The following is a 22,452-nucleotide window of genomic DNA, read 5'->3' as shown; positions in this document are numbered from 1 at the left end:
ATGCCCGCCGCCTCCGACCCGGTCAGAGCACGCGCCTCATCGACAGGTGCGGGATGCCCGCCTCCTCGTACTCGGCGCCGAAGGAGGTGTAGCCGAGGCGCTCGTAGAAGCCGACGGCGTGGGCCTGGGCGTGCAGTTCGACGGCGGCCAGGCCGTGCCGCCGGGCCTCGTCCTCGATGGCGCGCACCAGGGCGACGCCGATGCCCAGCCCCCGGGAGGCGCCGGTCACGGCGAGCCGCCCGAGGATGCCGGTGCCGTCCTCGCCGAGGAGCAGCCGGCCCGCGCCGAGCGCACCGCCGGGCCCGGTGGCCAGGACGTGCACGGCGTCGGCGTCGTGGGCGTCGTACTCCAGCTCGGCGGGGACCTTCTGCTCGACGACGAAGACCTCGTGCCGGACCGCGTAGTACGCCTTCAGGTCGTCCGGGTCGGCCGCGACGCGGACCTCGTAGGGCTCAGGCACTGTCGGCCCGCACGGTGTCGAGGGCGTGCTGCAGGTCGTCCGGGTAGGTGCTCTCGAACTCCACCCAGCGGCCGTCCTCGGGGTGGGAGAAGCCCAGGCGGACGGCGTGCAGCCACTGGCGGCCGATCCCCAGCCGCTTGGCGAGGGTGGGGTCGGCCCCGTAGGTCAGGTCGCCGACGCAGGGGTGGCGGTGGGCGGCCATGTGGACCCGGATCTGGTGGGTGCGGCCGGTCTCCAGCTTGATGTCGAGCAGGGAGGCCGCGCGGAACGCCTCGACGAGGTCGTAGTGCGTGACGCTGGGCTTGCCGTCGGCGGTCACGGCCCACTTGTAGTCGTGCTGCGGGTGGCGGCCGATCGGGGCGTCGATGGTGCCGCTCAGCGGGTCGGGGTGGCCCTGGACCAGCGCGTGGTAGCGCTTGTCGACGGTGCGCTCGCGGAACTGCTGCTTGAGGTCGCTGTAGGCGATCTCCGACTTGGCGACGACCATCAGCCCCGAGGTGCCGACGTCGAGCCGGTGGACGATGCCCTGGCGCTCGGAGGCCCCGGAGGTGGAGATCCGGTAGCCGGCGGCGGCCAGGCCGCCGATGACCGTGGTGCCGGTCCAGCCGGGGCTGGGGTGGGCGGCCACGCCGACGGGCTTGTCGATCACGACCACGTGGTCGTCGTCGTGCACGATGCGCATGCCCGGCACCGGCTCGGCGACGACCTCCACGGGGCGCGGCGGCGCGGGCATCTCGACCTCGAGCCAGGCACCGCCCGAGACGCGGTCGGACTTGCCGGCCTCGCTGCCGTCGATCGTCACCTTCCCGGCGGCGGCCAGCTCGGCCGCCTTGGTCCGCGAGAAACCGAACATACGGGCGATGGCGGCGTCGACACGCTCGCCCTCGAGACCTTCGGGGACGGGGAGGGATCGAACTTCGGCAGGCATACTCACCTGATCGAGTATGCCGGATCCCCGGGGCCTCCCCCGCCGCCCCGCTCCCCGGTCAGTCCTTGTGGACGGTTCCGTCCGGGTCCAGACCGCGGAAGGACAGCAGGACGATCAGGATGCCGCCGCAGACGATCGCCGAATCGGCGAGGTTGAACACGGCGAAGTGGATCGGCGCGATGAAGTCGACGACGTGCCCCTGCAGGAAGCCCGGCGCGCGGAACACCCGGTCGGTCAGGTTGCCGAAGGCGCCCCCCAGCAGCAGCCCGAGGGCGATCGCCCACGGCACGCTGTGCAGCTTGCGGGCGATCCTGGCGATCACCACGACCACCGTGACCGCGATCACCGTGAAGACGATGGTCATGCCCTGGCCGAAGCCGAAGGCCGCGCCGGCGTTGCGCACCGCCTCGAAGCGCAGGTAGCGGCCGAGGACCTCGATCGGCTCGTGGCCCTCGAGGCTGGTCACCACCCAGATCTTGGAGAGCAGGTCGAGGACGTACGCGAGCGCCGCGACGCCGAGGAGCACGGCGATGCGCCGCGGTCCCCTGCCGGTGACCTCGTCCGTACCGCCGGTCGGCTCCTCGGCCGTGTCCGCCGCGGTCTCCTGTGCCTTCGCCATGTGAGTCCTTCAGCCCTGATCTGCGCCAGTCCGGATCCTGACGCAGACGAGGTTACGGCACACACGTCCGAACAGCGGGGCCGCGCGGCTCCGGGCCCCGCGATTCCCCGTGTCCGTGTCGTGCCGCGCGGCCGGCCGTCAGTGTCGTTCCTGACGCTGCTTGCAGTCCACGCAGAGCGTCGCACGGGGGAAGGCCTGCATCCGTGCCTTGCCGATCGGCTTGCCACAGGACTCGCAGAGCCCGTACGTGCCCGAGTCCAGCCGCTCCAGCGCGTGCTCGGTCTGCGCGAGCATCTCGCGGGCGTTGGCGGTCAGCGCCATCTCGTGCTCGCGCGTGATGTTCTTGGTGCCGGTGTCGGCCTGGTCGTCGCCGGCCCCGTCGCCCGAGTCCCTCAGCAGCCCGGTGATGGCGTTCTCCGAGGTGGTGATCTCGGACCGCAGCCGGTCCATCTCGGCCAGCAGCTCGGCGTGGGCCGCGTCCACCTCCTCCTCGGACCACGGCTCCTCGTCCGGCCGTACGGCCAGGTCGCCCGCGGCGACGGCGCCCGCCGCCTCGGCGATGCGGGCCGTCGGGACCGCCGAGGCGGACGCCCCTGCCGCGGCCGTACCGGCCGCCGTCTTCTTCGCTGCCACCGTCTTGGCTCCCGTCTTCGTGGCCTTCGCGGCCTTCGTGGTCTTCGCCGCCCCCCGGGCGGTCGTGCCGGTCCTTGCGGTGGTGCCGGTGCTCGTGGTCCTCGCGGGTGCGGCGGAGGCGGCACCGGCCGTCTTCGCGGCCTTCCCGGCGGTCTTCCCCGCGGTCTTCGCGGTGGCCTTCTTCGCCGGCGCGGCCTTCTTCACCGGCGCCGCCTTCTTCGCCGCGGCCGGCGCCTTCGCGGGCTTCTCCGCGGCCGTCACCGTCTTCTTGGCGGGAGGCGCGGTCCTGCTCGCCGTGCGTCCCGTGGTCTTGCGCGTGGACGCCGCCTTGGTCGTCGTCTCCTCCGCCACGGCCGCCTTCTTTCCTGCGGCCTTGGCCGCGGTCTTCCCCGCGGCGGGCGCCGCGGCCTTCTTCGCGGCGGGTGCCGCCTTGCGTACGACAGCCTTCTTCGCGGGTGCCTTCTTCCCGGCCGCGGCCTTCTTCGCGGTGGTGCGCTTCGGCTCGGCCGCTCCCTCACCGGCCGTGGCGGTCCTCCTGCGAGCGGGGGACGCGGCCGGGCGCTCGGCCGCCGCCTTCCGCGCGGCGGGCGCGGCGTTCCTGCGGCTCGCGGAGGCGGCCGCAGGAGCCGTCTTCTTCGCCGTCTTCTTCGTGACGGTGGTCTTCTTCCCCACCATGGCCGAGGCCCCTTCACATATTGTGATCTTGCTCGCGAATCGTGCCGGAACGATAAATCGACTCCGGACCCGCGGCAACGGGGCACGCCGCCTGATCCGCCCGCCGCGCCGGGTCGGGCGGCAGGTCTGCATCCGTTGTGCCCAGCTCTCCGCGAGGTATTCCGGTACCAACGGGTAACAGGGTGCGGACCGGGCCATTCGGGTCACACCGGCCCCCCGCGGAAACCCGGCCGACACCGCACCCCGCGGCCCCTTACACTGGGCGGAGCGAAAGGCGTGGAAGGGGACGAGTAGCGCCGTACGCAGCCCATAGCGACCCGGGGACGGTGGAAGCCCGGGGGCGTGCGCGACGTGAAGATCACCCCGGAGCCGCCGGAAGAAAGCCCGCGAGGGCGAGTAGAGCCGGCAGCGCGACCCCAATGAGGGGGTTGCGGAACGAGCCCGCGAGGGCCCGTCCGCGGCCAAGGAGGGTGGTACCGCGGGAGCAGTCGCAGCAGGCGCTCTCGTCCCTCCGACGGAATACGCACGCGCACGTGTCCGCCGGAGGCAGAACCGATGACGCAGTACCGCCAGGTCCCCGCCCAGGTCGACCTGCCCGCGCTGGAGCACGAGGTGCTCGCGTTCTGGCAGGAGAACAAGGTCTTCGCCCGCTCCCTGGAGCAGACCGAGGGCAGGCCGGAGTGGGTCTTCTACGAGGGCCCGCCGACCGCCAACGGCATGCCCGGTGCGCACCACATCGAGGCCCGCGTCTTCAAGGACGTCTTCCCGCGCTTCAAGACGATGCAGGGCCACCACGTGACCCGCAAGGCCGGCTGGGACTGCCACGGCCTGCCGGTGGAGCTCGCCGTCGAGAAGGAGCTGGGTTTCTCCGGCAAGAAGGACATCGAGGCGTACGGCGTCGCGGAGTTCAACGCCAAGTGCCGCGAGTCCGTGACCCGCCACACCGACGCCTTCGCCGAACTGACCACCCGCATGGGGTACTGGGTGGACCTCGACGACGCCTACCGGACGATGGACCCGGGGTACATCGAGTCCGTCTGGTGGTCGCTGAAGCAGATCTTCGACAAGGGCCTGCTGGTCCAGGACCACCGCGTCGCGCCCTGGTGCCCGCGCTGCGGCACCGGCCTGTCCGACCACGAACTGGCGCAGGGCTACGAGACCGTGGTCGACCCCTCGGTCTACGTGCGCTTCCCGCTCACCTCCGGCCCGCTCGCGGGCGAGGCCGCGCTCCTGGTGTGGACGACCACCCCCTGGACGCTGGTCTCCAACACCGCGGTCGCCGCCCACCCCGACGTCACCTACGTGGTCGCCACCGACGGCACGGAGAAGCTGGTCGTCGCCGAGCCGCTGCTCGGCAAGGCCCTCGGCGAAGGCTGGGAGGCCACCGGGCAGAGCTTCACCGGCCGCGAGATGGAGCGCTGGACGTACCGGCGGCCCTTCGACCTGGTCGAGATGGAGGGCGCGCACTTCGTCGTCAACGCCGAGTACGTGACGACCGAGGACGGCACCGGCCTGGTCCACCAGGCCCCCGCCTTCGGCGAGGACGACCTCAGGACCTGCCGCGCCTACGGGCTGCCCGTGGTCAACCCGGTGCGCCCCGACGGCACCTTCGAGGAGGAGCTGGAGCTCGTCGGCGGCCAGTTCTTCAAGAAGGCCGACGAAGCCCTCGTCGACGACCTCCAGGACCGCGGGCTGCTCTTCCGGCACCTGCCGTACGAGCACAGCTACCCGCACTGCTGGCGCTGCCACACCGCGCTGCTCTACTACGCGCAGCCGTCCTGGTACATCCGCACGACCGCGGTCAAGGACGCCCTGCTCCGCGAGAACGAGCGCACCAACTGGTACCCGGAGGCGGTCAAGCACGGCCGCTTCGGCGACTGGCTCAACAACAACATCGACTGGGCGCTGTCCCGCAACCGCTACTGGGGCACGCCGCTGCCCATCTGGCGCTGCGAGGAGGGCCACCTCACCTGCGTCGGCTCGCTGGCCGAGCTGTCGGAGCTGACCGGCACCGACCAGACCGGCCTCGACCCGCACCGGCCCTTCATCGACGACGTCACCTTCGCGTGCCCGCAGTGCTCCGCCGAGGCCGTGCGCGTGCCCGAGGTCATCGACGCCTGGTACGACTCGGGTTCCATGCCGTTCGCGCAGTGGGGCTACCCGTACCGGAACAAGGAGCTCTTCGAGGGCACCTACCCGGCGCAGTTCATCTCCGAGGCGATCGACCAGACCCGCGGCTGGTTCTACACGCTGATGGCGGTCGGCACCCTGGTCTTCGACCGGAACGCCTACGAGAACGTGGTCTGCCTGGGCCACATCCTCGCCGAGGACGGCCGGAAGATGTCCAAGCACCTGGGCAACATCCTCCAGCCCATCCCGCTCATGGACCAGCACGGCGCCGACGCCGTGCGCTGGTTCATGGCGGCCGGCGGCTCGCCCTGGGCGGCCCGCCGGGTCGGCCACGGCACGATCCAGGAGGTCGTCCGCAAGACCCTCCTGACGTACTGGAACACGGTCGCCTTCCAGGCCCTGTACGCCCGCACCTCCGGCTGGGCCCCCGGCGAGGCCGACCCGGCCCCGGCCGACCGCCCGCTGCTGGACCGCTGGCTGCTGGGCGAGTTGGGCGCGCTGGTCCGGGACGTCACCGACGCGCTGGAGTCGTACGACACCCAGCGCGCGGGCAAGCTGCTCTCGTCCTTCGTCGACGACCTGTCCAACTGGTACGTGCGCCGCTCGCGGCGCCGCTTCTGGCAGGGCGACAAGGCGGCGCTGCGCACCCTGCACGACGTCGTCGAGACGGTGACCCGGCTGATGGCGCCGCTGGTGCCGTTCATCACCGAGCGCGTCTGGCAGGACCTCGTCGTCCCGGTCACCCCGGGCGCCCCCGGGTCGGTGCACCTGGCGAGCTGGCCCACGGTGGACGAGGCGCTGGTCGACCCCGTCCTGTCCGACCAGATGGCCCTCGTGCGCCGCCTGGTGGAGCTGGGCCGCGCCACGCGTGCCGAGTCCGGGGTCAAGACCCGCCAGCCGCTCTCGCGGGCCCTGGTGGCCGCCTCGGGCTTCGAGGCGCTGGGCGAGGAACTGCGCGCGCAGATCGCCGAGGAGCTCAACGTCGCCTCCCTGGCGTCCCTGAGCGAGGTCGGCGGCTCCCTGGTCGACACCACGGCCAAGGCCAACTTCCGCGCCCTCGGCAAGCGCTTCGGCAAGGGCGTCCAGGCCGTCGCCAAGGCCGTCGCCGAGTGCGACGCGGCGGCGCTGTCCCTCGCCCTGCGCGAGGGCAACGCCTCCGTGGTCGTGGACGGCGAGCCGGTCGCCCTGACCGCGGAGGAAGTGATCATCACGGAGACCCCGCGGGAGGGCTGGTCCGTCGCGTCCGACTCCGGCGCGACCGTGGCGCTCGACCTCGAGATCACCCCGGAGCTGCGGCGTGCGGGCCTCGCCCGCGACGTCATCCGCCTCGTCCAGGAGGCCCGCAAGAACAGCGGCCTCGACGTCGCCGACCGCATCGCGCTGCGCTGGGCCGCGGCCGACGCGGAACTGGCGGAGGCGCTCGCGGAGCACGCCCGGCTCGTCGCGGACGAGGTCCTCGCGACGGACTTCGCCTCCGGCGGACCCGAGGACGGGTACGGTCCCGCCTTCACGGACGAGGCCCTCGGCCTCACCTTCCACCTCCGCAAGCGGTAACCCTCCGGGGGCCCGCACATGACGGCTGCGCCGTCGTCCGCCCCAGCGGACGACGGCGCAGCCGTCCTTTCGTGTGCGGCGCCGTTGTGGCTTCTGTTGGGGGTTCCCCCACCCGCCCGCCCGATTGCCCGGCGCGATTGGTGCGGGTCTCGCACCTCGTTGTTGGGTCGGGGCCGCGCCGACGCACTCCCCCAGCCTTCGGCCGGGGGGACCCCCAGAACGCTCGCGGTTACCCCCACATCATTCGGCACCGCACTTAACCGCTCGTCGTTTCCGGGCGCACCCCGACACACCCCCTCCCGTCGTATGGGCGCACAACGGCCGGTGGGGGGTCGGAAGGCAGTCCGGGGCGCCCCGAACCGCTCGCTTGCCCCACGGCCCCAAGGTTCCAGCCCGCATCGCTCTGCACCGAGTCCGCCGCTCGCCCTCCCCCTGGCCTTCGGTCAGGGGAGCACCCCCCACGCTCCTCCCTGTTGTGCGGGCGCAGGGTGTCCAGTTCGGGGCGCCTCGGACAGGTGCGGTGCCCCGGGCTGCCTTGTGGCCCCCCACCGGCCGTTGGTCGCCATGGATACGGAGGGGGTGGGGTCGTAGGGGTGGGCGTTCTGGACGCTGACGTGTATTTGATGTGCAGCAGCGACGGCACCGACGAGTGCTGCCCGCCATGCACATAAATATGCGGTACAGAATGCCCACCCCGGAGGCCCCGCCCCCGGCCCACCCACCCACAGAGCGCACGCCCGCACCAACCGCGCCGGGCAATCGGGCGGGAGGGTGGGGGAACAGCCCGCCGCAGGCGCACACAACGTGCACGCAAACAACCAGGTGGCCCGGCGCAGCCGCCCGCAGGCGCACACAACCCGCACACAACAACCGGGCAGCCCGGCGCAACCGACCCGCACACAAGCAACCGCGCCGCGCGGACGGGAAAGGGCCGGGCCCCCGAGGGAAGCGATTCCCTGGGGGCCCGGCCCTGTCGTGCCTACCGCAGTCGCGTCGGCGACTAGTTGTCGTCCTCGTCGATGAGGAACCCACGCATCGGCGTCGGCGCCTGCTGCAACGGCGCCGGCCCCTGCGGCCGCACCGGTGCCATGGGCTGCGTCATGGCCGGAGACATCTGCTGCTGGCCGCCGTACGTCGGGTTCTGCCCGCCGACGCCGCCCATGCCCTGGCCGCCGCCGTAGCCCTGACCGCCACCCATGGTGCCGGCGCCGGCCGTGGCCATGCCGCCCATCGTGCCGCCACCCATGGTGCCGCCGCCCATCGTGCCGCCCATGCCCCCGGAACCGGAGGAGAGGGACGCGGCCGCGGGGGTGCGCGGCGGGGCGAGCGAGTCGTCGGCCTGGTTCTCCAGCTGACGCAGCTGGCTCTCCAGGTACGACTTCAGGCGGGTGCGGTACTCGCGCTCGAAGCCGCGCAGGTCCTCGACCTTGCGCTCCAGCGTGGCGCGCGCGGACTCCAGGGAGCCCATGGCCACGCGGTGCTTCTCCTGCGCGTCCCGCTCAAGGGCGTCGGCCTTGGCACGGGCGTCGCGCTCCAGACCCTCGGCGCGGCTGCGGGCCTCGCCGACGATCTTGTTCGCCTCGGCGCGCGCCTCGGCGATCGCCTGGTCGGCCGTCTGCTGGGCGAGCGAGAGCACACGGGCGGCGCTGTCGCCACCGGGGCCCTGCTGCTGCATGGGGTGACCGCCCTGCATGGGGTGCTGCTGACCCATGGGGCCGCCCTGCATCGGCTGGCCCATGGGGCCACCCTGCATGGGGTGCTGCTGACCCATGGGACCGCCCTGCATCGGCTGGCCCATGGGGCCACCCTGCATCGGGCCCTGACCCATGGGACCGCCCTGCATCGGACCCTGGCCCATCGGACCGGGGCCCTGCTGTGCGCTGGGCCCGGCGGGCAGGGCGAGGCCACTGCCGGGTCCCTGGGGACCGGGGCCGCCCATCTGCTGCGGCGGCACCGGCTGCGGTCCGGATATGGCGGCGGGCACGGGAGCCCCGGGACCGCGGCCGTCCTGCGGCTCGGGCTTGCGCATGCCCTGCTGCTGGTTCTGGGCGGCGGCACGGGTCGCCGCGGCCAGCTTGGCGCGCAGGTCCTCGTTCTCGCGGAGCAGTCGCGTCAGTTCCGACTCGACCTCGTCAAGGAAGGCGTCGACCTCGTCCTCGTCATAGCCTTCTCGGAGGCGGACGGTCGTGAACTGCTTGTTCCGCACGTCCTCGGGGGTCAGTGGCATCTCTTCACCTCAACGTGATCGTCGACATATCGGGAGCCCGCATCGGTCATCCTCGCAAGCCCCCTACGACGGTGAGCAGGATGTACACGATGATCATCAATACGAAGAAGGACAGGTCGAGCGCCACGCCCCCGAGACGCAGCGGCGGGATGAACCGCCGCAGAAGCTTGAGTGGCGGATCGGTGACAGTGTAGGTGGCCTCCAGGACGACCACCATGGGCTTCCCAGGCTGCCACGATCGGGCGAACTGGAAAACATAGTCCATCACCAACCGGAAGATCAGAACGAGCAGGAAGCACATCAGCGCGATCCACAGCACCTGGAGTGCGATGTCCATCGCGCTTCCCCTCTCCCCTGCTCGTTCATGGGCCTCACGGCCGGTTTCGTACGGTTGCGTATATCAGCTCTGATTGAAGAACCCGCCTTCGGCGATGCGGGCCTTGTCCTCCGCCGTGACATCGACGTTAGCAGGCGACAGCAGAAACACCTTCTGTGTCACCCGCTCGATGCTGCCGTGCAGGCCGAAGACCAGCCCGGCGGCAAAGTCGACAAGTCGCTTCGCGTCGGTGTCGTCCATCTCCGTGAGATTCATGATCACCGGCGTGCCCTCACGGAAGTGTTCCCCGATCGTACGGGCTTCGTTGTACGTCCGGGGGTGGAGTGTCGTGATCCGGTACGGCTCTCGTTCCGACACGACCTTAGGCATGATCACCGGTGCGTTCTTCTCCAGGCTATGGCGTTCTTGTGTGATGGATGCCACTGGGGCGATCCGGGGTTCACGGGGGACCGGGGCGTGCACGATGCGTGCCGGTTCCTCCGGTTGTGTCTGATGTGGTGGCTGGTGGGACTGGTGCGGTCGGCGGGAGCGCTCCGGCTCGGGTTCGGGTTCGAACTCGTCGTCGGGGTCGAAGCCCGGGCCGTCGTACCCGTCGTCCTCCACGAGGCCGAGGTAGACCGCCATCTTGCGCATCGCGCCGGCCATGCTCTGCGTCCTCTCAGCGGGGAAAGACCATATTTTTTGTGTGGTCCGACTTGTTTGGTGACGTTACCCGAGCCCGGACCTGACTCCGAGTACCGCGCTACCGATGCGTACGTGTGTCGCACCGGCGGCGATGGCCTCCTCGAGGTCCGCGCTCATCCCTGCCGAGACCATGTTCGCAGCCGGATGCGCCGCGCGCAGGCAGGATGCGATTTCCGCCAGCCGATCGAAGGCGGCGCGGGGTTGACCCGCGTACGGCCCCGCCAGCGGTGCGACCGTCATCAGCCCGTCGAGCCGGAGCCCGGGGGCGGCGGCCACGGCTTCGGCGATGCCTTCGACGACATCCGGTGCGATTCCGCCGCGGGCGCCCTGCGTCCCGGATTCGGCGTCCAGTGCGACCTGCACCAGGCAGCCGAGCTCGCGGTCGGCCCGCTCGGACTTCAGGACGGCGGCGGAGAGCGCGTCGACCAGCCGGAGGCGGTCGACCGAGTGCACGACGTCCGCGTAGCGCACCACCGAACGCACCTTGTTGGTCTGCAGTTGGCCTACGAAGTGCCAGGTCAGCGGCAGGTCGGCGCAGGCCTCGGCCTTGGGGGCGGCGTCCTGGTCGCGGTTCTCCGCCACCTCGCGGACGCCGAGCCCGGACAGGATCCGCACGTCGCTCGCCGGGTAGGTCTTGGTGACCACGACCAGGGTCACCTCGTCCCGGGCCCGGCCGGCCGCGGCACAGGCCGCCGCGATGCGCTCCTCGACCGCGGCCAGGTTGCCCGCCAGTTCGGCGCTTCGCTCTTGCGTACGGTCAGTCACTCGGTCCGTCCAGCCAGACGTATCCCGCGAGTCGTCCGGTGGTCCGCTCGCGGCGGTAGGAGAAGTGGTCCCCGGACTCCATCGTACAAATATGGGATTTCTCACCCATCGGCACACCCAGCCGGGCGAGTTGGGCGTGCACCCCGGTGGCGATGTCCAGGGAGGGGGTGCCCCAGCTGGTGGTGGCGCGGGCCTCGGGGACGGCGGCGGCGACCTCGTCGCGCATGGCCTCGGGCACCTCGTAGCAGGAGCCGCAGACCGAGGGGCCGGTCATCGCGGTGATCCGCTCGGCGCGGGCACCGAGGCCGACCATGGCCTCGACCGCCGCGGGGACGACCCCGGCCAGCAGTCCCGGGCGGCCGGCGTGGGCCGCGGCCACCACGCCGGCGTGCGCGTCGGCCATCAGGACCGGGACGCAGTCGGCGGTCAGCACCGCGAGGGCGAGGCCGGGCCGGGTGGTGACGACGGCGTCCACCTCCGGGACCCGGCCGCCGGCCCAGGGGGCGGCGACGACGGCGACGTCGTTGCCGTGCACCTGGTTCATCCAGACCACACGGGCGGGATCGAGGCCCAGCCCGCGTGCGGCGGCGTCGCGGTTGGCGAGGACGGCGGCCGGGTCGTCACCGACCGCGCCGCCGAGGTTGAGGCTGTCGTACGGAGCGGCGCTCACCCCTCCCCACCTGTCGGTGAAGGCGAAGTGGGCGCCGCCCGGACGTGCGTGGTTGAGCGTTATCACGTGTGGCAGTGCTTACTTGAGGAAGTCGGGTACGTCGAGTTCCTCGGCGGCGGTGTCCTGGTACGGACGCGCCGGGGGAACCTGGGGGGCGATCGGCTGGGCCGGCACCTCGGCGACCGGCTCCGGCTTGGGCTCCTCCTCACGCTGGGTGACGCTGCCCAGGCCGCTGAAGGCCGGGCGGGCCGGCTCGGCGGACTGGGCGGCCGGACGGGCCGGGGCCGGGGAGGAGTTCTCCTCGCGGGAGGAGGACGCGTACGAGCCGAGCACCTTGTCGCGGTTGCGGGTCGGCGGCTGGCCGCCGTCGAAGCCGGCCGCGATGACGGTGACGCGGACCTCGTCGCCCAGGGCGTCGTCGATGACCGCGCCGAAGATGATGTTGGCCTCGGGGTGGGCCGCCTCGCTCACCAGCTGGGCGGACTCGTTGATCTCGAAGAGGCCGAGGTCCGAGCCGCCGGAGATGGAGAGCAGCACGCCCCGGGCGCCGTCGATGGACGCCTCCAGCAGCGGCGAGGAGATCGCCATCTCCGCCGCGGCGACCGCGCGGTCGTCCCCGCGGGCCGAGCCGATGCCCATGAGGGCCGAACCCGCCTCGGACATCACCGACTTCACGTCGGCGAAGTCGAGGTTGATCAGACCCGGGGTGGTGATCAGGTCGGTGATGCCCTGGACACCGGAGAGCAGCACCTGGTCCGCGGAGCGGAAGGCGTCCAGCACGCTCACCTGGCGGTCCGAGATGGACAGCAGCCGGTCGTTGGGGATCACGATGAGGGTGTCGACCTCGTCGCGCAGTCCTGCGATGCCGTCCTCGGCCTGGTTGGCGCGGCGGCGTCCCTCGAAGGTGAACGGGCGGGTCACCACACCGATGGTCAGCGCGCCCAGCGAGCGGGCGATGTTGGCCACGACGGGCGCGCCGCCGGTGCCGGTGCCGCCGCCCTCGCCCGCGGTGACGAAGACCATGTCGGCGCCCTTGAGCACCTCTTCGATCTCCTCGCGGTGGTCCTCGGCGGCCTTGCGGCCGACGTCGGGGTTGGCGCCGGCGCCGAGTCCGCGAGTGAGCTCCCGGCCGACGTCCAGCTTGACGTCGGCGTCGCTCATGAGCAGGGCCTGCGCATCGGTGTTGATCGCGATGAACTCGACGCCCTTGAGACCGACCTCGATCATCCTGTTGATGGCGTTCACGCCACCGCCGCCGATGCCGACGACCTTGATGACTGCGAGGTAGTTCTGCGGTGCTGCCACGTCGAAGGCCTCTCGCCTCGAGTTACGTATACCTGTGGGGACGGTCGGGAAGGCCCGCCGATCCGAACCCTAACCCTGAGGTTTAGGGTTACCAGTATGTCTGTCCCGCACTGTCGTTGGGACAGGACACTAAATCGACAAGCGGTTCGCGTTCAACGAACACGCCGAACCTCCCGTTTTTCTTTTGACCCTATGTGATCACGCCAGAGCCGGACCAACCAGGGTGTCGAACAGAAGGCTGGGACGTCAACCGTCCGATGCGGCAGGGGATGTTGGGGCACTCACGTCGAAGAACTCGGCATCGTGCTCGACTTTCATCAGGGCCGCGAGAGCAACCGCTTTCTCCGCCCCTTGATCCGCGCTCCCCCACATCACCGCACGCCCCCGCGTCAGTTCGACCGTAATGTCGTCATATGAGCGCACCTCGATGAGCTGCGCGTCCCGGTATGCGACCTTCGGCAGGTCCGCCGCGACCTGAACCGCCGCCGCCAATAGCCGCTTTGTCCCGAAAAGTCGATAGCTCGCGGAGTCGCGGTCGGGCCGCAATTCGATGATCGGTACACCCTTCAGGGGAGTGTCCCGCTCGTCGAACCGGAAACCGTCCGCGTCGACTTCGATGAAGTACCCGTCACCTTTCACCAGGGCGGCGGGAGTTCGCTCCGTCACTTTCAGCGTGATCGTGTGCGGCCACGAACGCTCCACTTCCACCGCGGAGATGCGCGGCAGCCGCGCCTTCAGCCGACGGGCGATCACGTCGGTGTCCACGGAAACCAGCGGCCCGTTGAGCCGGACCTGCGCGGCGTCGCGGACCTCGTCGGGGTAGAGCACCTCGGTGCCCGTCACGCGGACGTGCGTCGCGCGCAGCCAGGCGGACCCGTACAGCAGCCAGGTGCCGGTGCCGCCCAGCACGGTGGCCGCGGCGAGCGCCGTGAGGACGATGAGGCGCCGGCTCCGCCGCGGCGGGGGCTCGGCCCCGCCGTCCTGGTCGCCGGCCGCCTCGACGGTCGTCGGTACGGCCACTTTCGCCTCCGGGGTCGTCGGATCTGCCTTCCGCTTCCGGGCAGGCTAGTCGTCGTGCTGGGTGCCGGGGCGGCCGCGCGCCGCCGGGTGGGCCGGGCCCCCTCCCCCGTGACCCCAACGGAGCACGGGGCGCCCCCGGCGCGGTCCGCGGGGGCGCCGGAGGGGCCCGGCCGGCACCGTGGTTCAGCGGCGGCGCGCGGCGATCGCCTCGTGGACCATGCCGACGAGCAGCTCGTCCGCGTGCGGGCGGCCGAACTCGGCGGCGGCGCGGGACATTTCGTACAGCCGGTGCGGATCGGTCAGGACCGGCAGCACGTTGCCGAGCACCCACTCCGCGGTGAGGTCCGCGTCGTCGACGATGACGCCGCCGCCGGCCTTGACGACCGGCTGCGCGTTCAGCCGCTGCTCGCCGTTGCCGATCGGCAGCGGGACGTACGCGGCCGGCAGGCCCACCGCGGACAGCTCGGCAACCGTCATGGCGCCGGCCCGGCAGAGCATCATGTCGGCGGCGGCGTAGGCGAGGTCCATCCGGTCCAGGTAGGGGACCGGGATGTACTGCGGCATGCCGGGCATGTTGTCGGCGTGCGGGAGCTCGTTCTTCGGGCCGACCGCGTGCAGGATCTGGACGCCGGACTGCTGCAGGCGCGGGGCGACGGAGGCGATCACCTCGTTGAGCCGCCGGGCGCCCTGGGAGCCGCCGGAGACCAGCAGGGTCGGCAGGGTCTGGTCGAGGCCGAAGGCGGCACGCGCCTCCGCGCGGACCGCGGCGCGGTCGAGGGTCGCGATGGACCGGCGCAGCGGGATGCCGACGTAGCGGGAGTGCCGGAGCTTGCTGTCCGGGGTGCTCACGGCCACGTGGGTGGTGTAGCGGGAGCCGATCTTGTTGGCGAGGCCCGGACGCGCGTTGGCCTCGTGCACCACGATCGGCACGCCGAGCCGCTTGGCGGCCAGGTAGCCGGGCAGGGCGACGTAGCCGCCGAAGCCGACGAGGGCGTCGGCCTTGGTGCGCTCCAGGATCTGCTCGGCGGCCTTGATGGTGCCGCGCAGCCGCCCCGGGACGGTGATCAGCTCGGGGGTGGGCTTGCGTGGCAGCGGGACGGCGGGGATGAGCGCCAGCTCGTAGCCGCGTTCCGGCACCAGCCGGGTCTCCAGACCCCGCTCGGTGCCGAGTGCCGTGATCCCCACGGTCGGGTCCTGCCTGCGCAGGGCGTCGGCGAGCGCGAGCGCGGGCTCGATGTGGCCGGCGGTCCCCCCACCGGCGAGTACGACATGCACCGAAATTCACCGCTCTCCGGACGGCCGCCGTCTGACGAACCGCCTCATCGTCCGTGTCATTGCCCCCGGCCAGTAGCCGGGCCCCCGCGCGTTGAGCGCCGCTCGCGCGCCGGGCTCGCTCCTCGCGAACGAGATGAGCAGTCCGATCGCGAACATGGTCGGCAGGAGGGCCGAGCCCCCGTAGGAGAACAGCGGGAGCGGGACACCGGCGATCGGCAGCAGGCCGAGCACCGCACCGATGTTGACCACGAACTGGGCCGTGATCCACGTCGTCACGCCTCCCGCGGCAAACCTGACGAAGGAGTCCTCCGTTCGACCGGCCACGCGGATACCCGCATAGCCTAGAGCCGCGAAGAGGGCGAGCACCGACAGCGTGCCCGTCAGCCCCAGTTCCTCCCCGGTCACGGCGAAGATGAAGTCGGTGTGCGGTTCGGGCAGTTGGCCCCATTTCTCCACGCTCGCACCGAGCCCGGAACCGAACCATCCACCCGAGGCGAGGGCGTAGATCCCGTGCACGGCCTGCCAGCAGCCGCCACCGGGAGTGACGTCGGTGGCGCCGATGCAGGCCAGCCGCTCCATGCGGTTGCCGCTGGTCTTGATCAGCAGGAAGCCGATCACCCCCGCGACGCCCAGCACCCCCGCGAACAGCCGGGTGGGGGCGCCGGCGATCCACAGCAGCCCGAACAGGATCGCGGTGAGGATGATCGCGGTGCCCATGTCACCGCCGAGCATGATCAGGCCGAGCAGCAGGAAGGCCACCGGCACCAGCGGGATCAGCAGGTGCTTCCACTGGACGAGGAGCTTCAGGTCCTCCTTGCGGGCCAGCAGGTCCGCGCCCCACAGGACGAGCGCGAGCTTGCCGAACTCACTGGGCTGCAGCTGGAACGGGCCGCCGAGGTAGAGCCAGTTCTGGTTGCCGTTGACGGACTGCCCTATCCCCGGTACCTGGACCAGGGCCATGAGGAACACCGAGCCGACGAGCAGCGGGTACGACAGCGTGCGGTGCAGCCGTACCGGCACCCGGGAGGCCGCGACGAGCAGGCCGGTGCCGAGCACGGCCGCGAACAGCTGCTTGCGGAAGTAGTACGTCGACGGCAGCCCGTACTCCAGCGCCTTGATCTGCGAGGCCGAGAAGACCATCACCAGACCGAGCACGGTGATCAGCAGGCTGCTGCCGAGGATGACGTAGTACGCGGTGAGCGGGCGGTCCCAGGCGCGCATGGCGCGGTCCAGGACGACCCTGGCACCGCGCAGCGCGCTGCCCCGCGGCGTCTTCCCGCCGGGCGTACGCGCCCCGGGGGCGGCCGCCCCGGGGCGCGGCGGCGCCGACCGCGCGGGGCGGGCGGGCGCCTTGAGGGCGTTGCGGGAACGAGAACCGGAGGCGTCGCCGTGGTCGGCTGCCGTCATGTCCCCTCCTAGGTCGCGGTACGGGCCGGAGCGGCTCCGGCTACTGCCCGGCGCCGGGCGCCCGCAGATCCCGTACGGCCTCCGCGAAGGCGTTTCCGCGAGCCTTGTAGTTCGCGAACATGTCCATCGAGGCGCAGGCCGGTGCCAGGAGCACCGTGTCCCCCGGCTGGGCGAGGTCCCGCGCGGCGTGGACGGCCGCCGCCATCGCCCCAGTGTCGGTGCGGTCGAGGTCGACGACCGGGACCTCGGGGGCGTGTCGCGCGAGCGCTTCACGGATGAGGGCACGGTCCGCCCCCATCAGCACGGCGCCGCGCAGCCGCTTGGCCGCGGTCGTGACCAGTTCGTCGAACGTCGCCCCCTTGGCGAGGCCGCCGCCGATCCAGACGATGTGCTCGTACGCGGCGAGGGAGGCCTCGGCGGCGTGGGTGTTGGTGGCCTTGGAGTCGTCGACGTAGTCCACGTCGTCGATCCGGTCCACGTGGGCGATGCGGTGGGCGTCCGGCCGGAAGGCGCGCAGGCCGTCCCGGACGGCGGCCGGTGCGACGCCGAACGCGCGGGCGAGGGCGGCCGCCGCCAGGGCGTTGGCGATGTTGTGCGGCGCCGGCGGGTGCACGTCGGAGACCTCGGCGAGCTCCTGCGCGTTCTTGTGCCGCTCGGGCGCGAAGGCCCGGTCGACCAGGATGCCGTCGACGACCCCGAGCTCCGAGGGCCGCGGGCTGCCGAGGCCGAAGCCGATCGCGCGGCAGCCCTCCTCGACGTCGGCCTCGCGCACCAGTGCCTCGGTGGCCGGGTCCGCGAGGTTGTAGACGCAGGCGACGAGGTTGCCCTCGTAGATGCGGCCCTTGTCGGCGGCGTAGGCGGCCATGGAGCCGTGCCAGTCGAGGTGGTCCGGGGCGAGGTTGAGCACCGCGGCCGAGTGCGGGCGGACCGAGGGGGCCCAGTGCAGCTGGTAGCTGGACAGCTCCACGGCGAGGACGTCGTACTCCTCGCCGGACAGCACGACGTCCAGCACGGGCGTGCCGATGTTGCCGACCGCCGCGGTGCGCAGGCCCGCGGCGGTCAGGATCGAGGCGAGCATCTGCACGGTCGTGGTCTTGCCGTTGGTGCCGGTGACCGCCAGCCAGGGCGCCGCCGAGGGGCCGCGCAGCCGCCACGCCAGCTCCACGTCGCCCCACACGGGCACGCCCGCGGCCTCGGCGGCCGCGAAGAGCGGGGCGGCGGGCGGCCAGCCGGGCGAGGTGACGATCAGTTCGGTGCCCTCGGGCAGGGTGCGGCCGTCCCCGAGCCGGACGGTGACGCCCAGCGCCTCCAGTTCGGCGGCCTGCGCCCGGGCCGGCTCGTCGTCGCCGTCGTTGACGACGGTCACGAGGGCGCCGAGGGCGTGCAGGGCCTTGGCGGCGGGCACCCCCGAGACGCCCAGGCCGGCGACGGTGACCCGGCGGCCCGGCAGGCCGAGCCGCCCGGCCGCCGCGACGGCGGCCGGCGGGGGGCCGTCCTTGAGGGGGCCGGGTTCCTGCCCGGGGGCCGACGTCACTGCGCGGCCACCCAGCCCGCGTAGAAGAGGCCGAGGCCGACGGCCATGCACATGCCCTGGATGATCCAGAAGCGGACCACGACCAGGACCTCGCTCCAGCCCTTGAGCTCGAAGTGGTGCTGCAGTGGCGCCATGCGGAAGACGCGCTTGCCGGTCAGGCGGAAGGAGCCGACCTGGATGACCACGGAGAGGGTGATCAGGACGAAGAGGCCGCCCAGGATCGCCAGCAGCATCTCGGTGCGGGAGCAGATGGCCAGACCGGCCAGGGCGCCGCCGAGCGCGAGCGATCCGGTGTCGCCCATGAAGATCTTGGCCGGCGAGGTGTTCCACCACAGGAAGCCGAAGCAGGCGCCCATGAGCGCGGCGGCCACGACCGCGAGGTCGAGCGGATGCGGTACGTCGTAACAGCCGGGCCCCGCGGTGATGACGTTGGAGCAGGACTGGCCGTACTGCCACACGCCGATGACGGTATACGAGGCGAAGACCATCACCGAGGCGCCGGTGGCCAGGCCGTCGAGGCCGTCGGTGAGGTTCACGCCGTTCGACATCGCGAGGATCATGAACAGCGCCCAGATCACGAAGATCACCGGGCCGAGGGACCACCCGAAGTCCTGCGTGAAGGACAGCCGGGTGGAGGCCGGGGTGACGCCCCGGGAGTCGGCGAACTGCAGCGACAGCACCGCGAAGGTGATGCCGACGATCAGCTGGCCCGCCATCTTGGCCTTGGCCCGAAGACCGAGGCTGCGCTGCTTCACGATCTTGATGTAGTCGTCGAGGAAGCCGACCACGCCCAGACCGGTGAAGAGGAAGAGCACCAGCACGCCGGAGATCGTCGGGCGCTCCGAGGTGATGACCTTGGTGAGCGCGTACGCGACGAGCGTGGCCAGGATGAACGCGATGCCGCCCATGGTGGGCGTACCGCGCTTGCTGTGGTGCTCCTTCGGGCCGTCGTCCCGGATGAACTGCCCGTAGCCCTTGCGGGCCAGCAGCTTGATCAGCATCGGGGTGCCGATGAGGGACAGGAACAGCCCGAGCACGCCCGAGACCAGGATCTGGTTCATTACTGAGCGCCCCCGCCCTCGACGCCGTCGAGCAGCGCGAGTGCGACCCGCTCCAGGCCGACCGCCCTCGATGCCTTCACCAGCACGACGTCCCCCGGACGCAGTTCACTGCGCAGCAGGTCGATCGCCGCCTCAGCGTCGGACACGTGCACCGACTCCTCACCCCACGAACCCTCGTTGTAGGCGCCCATTTGCACCCAGGCGGCCGCCTGGCCGCCGACTGCCACGAGCTTGCTGACGTTGAGCCGGACGGCGAGCCGTCCGACAGCGTCGTGCTCCGCGAGGGCCTCCCCGCCGAGCTCCGCCATCTCGCCCAGCACCGCCCACGTGCGTCCCCCGCGTGCCTCTGCGGCACGCCCCATGGCCGCGAGCGCGCGCAGGGCGGCTCGCATGGATTCGGGGTTCGCGTTGTAGGCGTCGTTCACGACCGTCACGCCGTCCGGCCGTTCGACGACCTCCATGCGCCAGCGGGACAGCGTGCCCGCCTCGGAGAGCGCGGTGGCGATCTCGTCGACGGGCATGCCGAGTTCACGGGCTACGGCGGCCGCGGCAAGCGCGTTCGACACGTGGTGCTCACCGTACAGGCGCAAGGTCACTTCGCTGCACCCGGTAGGTGTTGTGAGCGTGAAGACGGCCTGACCTCGGTCGTTGAGGCGGACGTTCTCGGCACGGACGTCGGCGTCGGCGGACTCGCCGAACAGCACGATGCGCGCCTTGGTGCGGGATGACATGGCGCGTACGAGGGGATCGTCCGCATTCAGCACCGCGACACCGCCGTCGGCGGCGTCCGGCAGCGCCTCGACCAGTTCGCCCTTGGCCCGGGCGATCTGCTCGCGGCCGCCGAACTCGCCGATGTGGGCGGTTCCGACGTTGAGGACGACGCCGATGCGCGGCGGGGTCAGTTCGGTGAGGTAGGCGATGTGGCCGATGCCGCGGGCGCCCATCTCCAGCACCAGGTGCCGGGTGGAGGCGTCGGCGCGCAGTGCGGTCAGCGGCAGGCCGATCTCGTTGTTGAGGGAGCCGGGTGTCCAGACGGTCGGGGCGAGCCGCTTGAGCACCTGTGCGGTGAGGTCCTTGGTGCTGGTCTTGCCCGCCGAACCGGTCAGCGCCACAAGGGTGGCGCCGAGCCGGTCGATGACGTGCGCGGCCAGGGCGCCGAGGGCGAGCTGGACGTCGTCCACGACGATCGCGGGCACGCCGACCGGCCGGGCGGCCAGCACGGCCGCCGCTCCGGCCGCGACGGCCTGCTCCGCGTAGTCGTGGCCGTCCACGCGCTCGCCCTGGAAGGCGACGAAGAGGCCGCCCGGCGTCACCTTGCGGGAGTCGATCTCCACGGACCCGGTGACGGGCACCGTCGGGTCCGGTATGTCGTGCGTGCTCCCGCCGACCGCGTGTGCGACCTCGGCGAGGGTGAGTGGGATCACAGCTGGTCCTGGTCCTTCTCCTGTGCTGGTGTGGCGGCGGCCCGTTCGATGGCCGCGCGCAGCACTTCTCGGTCGTCGAAGGGGCGTACCACTCCGGCGATGTCCTGGCCCTGCTCATGGCCCTTGCCGGCCACCAGTACGGTGTCGTCCGGCCGGGCCAGGGCGACGGCGGTCGCGATGGCCGCCGCCCGGTCGGGTTCGACGACGACATGGCCCCGCTCGTGCGCGGGCACCCCGGCCGCTCCGGACAGCATCGCGGTGAGGATCGCGAGCGGGTCCTCGGAGCGGGGGTTGTCGGAGGTCAGCACGGCCGTGTCGGCCAGCCGTGCCGCGGCGGCGCCCATGGGGCCGCGTTTGGTCTCGTCGCGGTCCCCGCCGCAGCCGAGGACGATGTGCAGGCTGCCCTTGGTGACCTTGCGCAGGGCCCGCAGCACCGATTCCACGGCGTCGGTCTTGTGGGCGTAGTCGACGACCGCGAGGTACGGCTGCCCGGCGTCGACGCGCTCCAGCCGGCCCGGGACGCCCGGGACGGCGGCGACGCCCTGGGCGGCCGCCTGCGGGTCGATCCCGGCCACCGCGAGGGCGGTGATCGCGGCGAGCGCGTTGGCGACGTTGAAGGGCCCGGGAAGGGGCGAGGCGGCCTCGATCCGCACGCCGCCCGGGCCCACCACGGTGAAGGTGGAGCGCAGCGGCCCGGTCACCACGTGCTCGGCGCGCCAGTCGGCGTCCGGGTGGCCCTCGGCGGAGAAGGTGGTCACCGGGACCTGGGACTCGCGCACCAGGCGGCGGCCGTACTCGTCGTCGACGTTGACCACCCCGGCCCTGCTGCGGCGCGGCGTGAACAGCTGCGCCTTGGCCTGGAAGTAGTCCTCCATGCCCGAGTGGAACTCCATGTGCTCGGGGCTGAGGTTGTTGAAGACGGCGACGTCGAAGACCGCGCCGTCGACCCGGCCCAGCACCAGGGCGTGGCTGGAGACCTCCATGACCAGGGCCTCGATGGCGCGCTCGCGCATCACCGCGAAGAGCGCCTGCAGGTCCGTGGCCTCGGGGGTGGTGCGCTCGCTCTTGAGCCGCTCGTCGCCGATCCGCGACTCGACGGTGCCGATCAGCCCCGTCCGGTCGCCGTGGACGGCCCGCAGGCCGCCCTCGATGAGGTAGGCCGTGGTGGTCTTGCCGGAGGTGCCGGTGATGCCGATCTGCAGCAGGGCGCCACCCGGGCGGCCGTAGATCTCGGCAGCCAGGTCCCCCATCCGGGACCGGGGGTCCTCGACAATCAGCACCGGCAGGCCGGTCGCACGGGCGCGGTCGGCGCCCGCCGGGTCGGTGAGGATCGCGGCGGCCCCCAGTTCGGCCGCCTGCGGGGCGAAGTCCGCGCCGTGGAAGCGGGCGCCGGGCAGGGCGGCGTAGAGGTCTCCGGGGCGGACGGCGCGCGAGTCGTGCGTGATCCCGGTGACCGGGGCGGCACCGGGCCCGGGCGGCTCCACGCCCAGCCGCGCGGCCAGTTCCGCGGGGGGTACGGGCCGGACCTGGGTGGGGCGGGGTGCGCCCGGCTGCTTGTGTTCGGGGCCGGGGGGCTGATCAGCTTGTGACACGGCCGTGAGAGTACCCGCCGGGCCGGGCTCCGGGCCAAAAGCCCCTCGCCGGGCTTCCGGCCTGCCGCTTCCTCCGGTACGGTCCGCGTGCGCGGGGCTACCGCCCGTGCCCGGGGCTGTGGGGTCGTGTCCGTTCACGGCCGCCGTTCCTT

General features: G+C 72.0%; 19 protein-coding genes. 2 read left to right on the top strand and 17 right to left on the bottom strand.

The genetic code is table 11. The features are described from left to right. Positions 1–22: 22 nt before the first annotated feature. The 4 genes from ACZ7MY_RS34295 to ACZ7MY_RS34280 all read right to left on the bottom strand — a co-directional run bounded on the left by ACZ7MY_RS34295 (position 23) and on the right by ACZ7MY_RS34280 (position 2,640). Positions 23–460 (bottom strand): GNAT family N-acetyltransferase, encoded by a 438-nt coding sequence (locus ACZ7MY_RS34295; RefSeq protein ID WP_499607826.1) that lies wholly within the window; start codon positions 458–460, stop codon positions 23–25. Beyond that, on the bottom strand, positions 453–1,388 hold the full coding sequence (locus ACZ7MY_RS34290) for an RluA family pseudouridine synthase (protein ID WP_499607988.1): 936 nt from the start codon (positions 1,386–1,388) through the stop codon (positions 453–455). Before ACZ7MY_RS34290 ends, ACZ7MY_RS34295 begins: the two co-directional genes overlap by 8 nt. 58 nt (positions 1,389–1,446) lie before the next feature. Then, entirely contained in the window at positions 1,447–2,007 is a 561-nt protein-coding gene (lspA, locus tag ACZ7MY_RS34285) for a signal peptidase II (protein WP_499607822.1), read from the bottom strand. A 138-nt stretch (positions 2,008–2,145) separates the two neighbouring features. Next, positions 2,146–2,640: a TraR/DksA family transcriptional regulator gene (locus ACZ7MY_RS34280; protein WP_499607819.1), complete on the bottom strand. Its 495-nt coding sequence runs from the start codon at positions 2,638–2,640 to the stop codon at positions 2,146–2,148. 4 nt (positions 2,641–2,644) lie between these two features. Here ACZ7MY_RS34280 and ACZ7MY_RS34275 point away from each other — a divergent pair, with 4 nt between their 5' ends. Together ACZ7MY_RS34275 and ileS are read left to right on the top strand one after the other, a co-directional pair. Beyond that, complete coding sequence (locus ACZ7MY_RS34275; RefSeq protein WP_499607816.1) at positions 2,645–3,493, top strand: hypothetical protein; 849 nt, start codon at positions 2,645–2,647, stop codon at positions 3,491–3,493. 377 nt (positions 3,494–3,870) lie between these two features. Beyond that, positions 3,871–6,999 (top strand): isoleucine--tRNA ligase, encoded by a 3,129-nt coding sequence (gene ileS / locus ACZ7MY_RS34270; RefSeq protein ID WP_499607814.1) that lies wholly within the window; start codon positions 3,871–3,873, stop codon positions 6,997–6,999. A 1,000-nt stretch (positions 7,000–7,999) separates the two neighbouring features. Here ileS and ACZ7MY_RS34265 read toward each other — a convergent pair. The 13 genes from ACZ7MY_RS34265 to ACZ7MY_RS34205 form a co-directional block, all read right to left on the bottom strand. Beyond that, positions 8,000–9,226, bottom strand: coding sequence for a DivIVA domain-containing protein (locus tag ACZ7MY_RS34265; protein ID WP_499607810.1), 1,227 nt, complete (start codon positions 9,224–9,226; stop codon positions 8,000–8,002). A 46-nt stretch (positions 9,227–9,272) separates the two neighbouring features. Continuing rightward, positions 9,273–9,563: a YggT family protein gene (locus ACZ7MY_RS34260; RefSeq protein WP_018557120.1), complete on the bottom strand. Its 291-nt coding sequence runs from the start codon at positions 9,561–9,563 to the stop codon at positions 9,273–9,275. 63 nt (positions 9,564–9,626) lie between these two features. Next, positions 9,627–10,208 (bottom strand): cell division protein SepF, encoded by a 582-nt coding sequence (locus tag ACZ7MY_RS34255; protein WP_499607807.1) that lies wholly within the window; start codon positions 10,206–10,208, stop codon positions 9,627–9,629. A gap of 63 nt (positions 10,209–10,271) precedes the next feature. After that, the gene (locus tag ACZ7MY_RS34250; RefSeq protein ID WP_499607804.1) at positions 10,272–11,012 is read right to left on the bottom strand and encodes a YggS family pyridoxal phosphate-dependent enzyme; all 741 of its coding nucleotides are present in this window, start codon (positions 11,010–11,012) and stop codon (positions 10,272–10,274) included. Continuing rightward, entirely contained in the window at positions 11,005–11,745 is a 741-nt protein-coding gene (pgeF, locus tag ACZ7MY_RS34245) for a peptidoglycan editing factor PgeF (protein WP_499607985.1), read from the bottom strand. The genes ACZ7MY_RS34250 and pgeF overlap by 8 nt, the downstream gene beginning before the upstream one ends. 15 nt (positions 11,746–11,760) lie before the next feature. Then, positions 11,761–12,987 (bottom strand): cell division protein FtsZ, encoded by a 1,227-nt coding sequence (gene ftsZ, locus ACZ7MY_RS34240; RefSeq protein WP_499607801.1) that lies wholly within the window; start codon positions 12,985–12,987, stop codon positions 11,761–11,763. A 246-nt stretch (positions 12,988–13,233) separates the two neighbouring features. Then, positions 13,234–14,007 (bottom strand): cell division protein FtsQ/DivIB, encoded by a 774-nt coding sequence (locus ACZ7MY_RS34235; protein ID WP_499607798.1) that lies wholly within the window; start codon positions 14,005–14,007, stop codon positions 13,234–13,236. Between the two features lie 183 nt (positions 14,008–14,190). Then, the gene (gene murG, locus ACZ7MY_RS34230; RefSeq protein WP_499607796.1) at positions 14,191–15,282 is read right to left on the bottom strand and encodes an undecaprenyldiphospho-muramoylpentapeptide beta-N-acetylglucosaminyltransferase; all 1,092 of its coding nucleotides are present in this window, start codon (positions 15,280–15,282) and stop codon (positions 14,191–14,193) included. A gap of 6 nt (positions 15,283–15,288) precedes the next feature. After that, the gene (gene ftsW, locus ACZ7MY_RS34225) at positions 15,289–16,689 is read right to left on the bottom strand and encodes a putative lipid II flippase FtsW (protein ID WP_499607793.1); all 1,401 of its coding nucleotides are present in this window, start codon (positions 16,687–16,689) and stop codon (positions 15,289–15,291) included. Between the two features lie 40 nt (positions 16,690–16,729). After that, the gene (murD, locus tag ACZ7MY_RS34220) at positions 16,730–18,139 is read right to left on the bottom strand and encodes a UDP-N-acetylmuramoyl-L-alanine--D-glutamate ligase (protein WP_499607984.1); all 1,410 of its coding nucleotides are present in this window, start codon (positions 18,137–18,139) and stop codon (positions 16,730–16,732) included. 80 nt (positions 18,140–18,219) lie between these two features. Beyond that, positions 18,220–19,284: a phospho-N-acetylmuramoyl-pentapeptide-transferase gene (gene mraY, locus ACZ7MY_RS34215; RefSeq protein WP_018557111.1), complete on the bottom strand. Its 1,065-nt coding sequence runs from the start codon at positions 19,282–19,284 to the stop codon at positions 18,220–18,222. Then, positions 19,284–20,708, bottom strand: coding sequence for a UDP-N-acetylmuramoyl-tripeptide--D-alanyl-D-alanine ligase (locus ACZ7MY_RS34210; protein ID WP_499607789.1), 1,425 nt, complete (start codon positions 20,706–20,708; stop codon positions 19,284–19,286). The genes mraY and ACZ7MY_RS34210 overlap by 1 nt, the downstream gene beginning before the upstream one ends. Further along, on the bottom strand, positions 20,705–22,300 hold the full coding sequence (locus ACZ7MY_RS34205) for a UDP-N-acetylmuramoyl-L-alanyl-D-glutamate--2,6-diaminopimelate ligase (RefSeq protein WP_499607786.1): 1,596 nt from the start codon (positions 22,298–22,300) through the stop codon (positions 20,705–20,707). Before ACZ7MY_RS34205 ends, ACZ7MY_RS34210 begins: the two co-directional genes overlap by 4 nt. Positions 22,301–22,452: the final 152 nt, after the last annotated feature.

The organism is Streptomyces sp. NPDC111520 (assembly GCF_055635295.1).
Note: the sequence above shows the minus strand (reverse complement) of the source record. Positions and strands in the feature narration are given on the sequence as shown.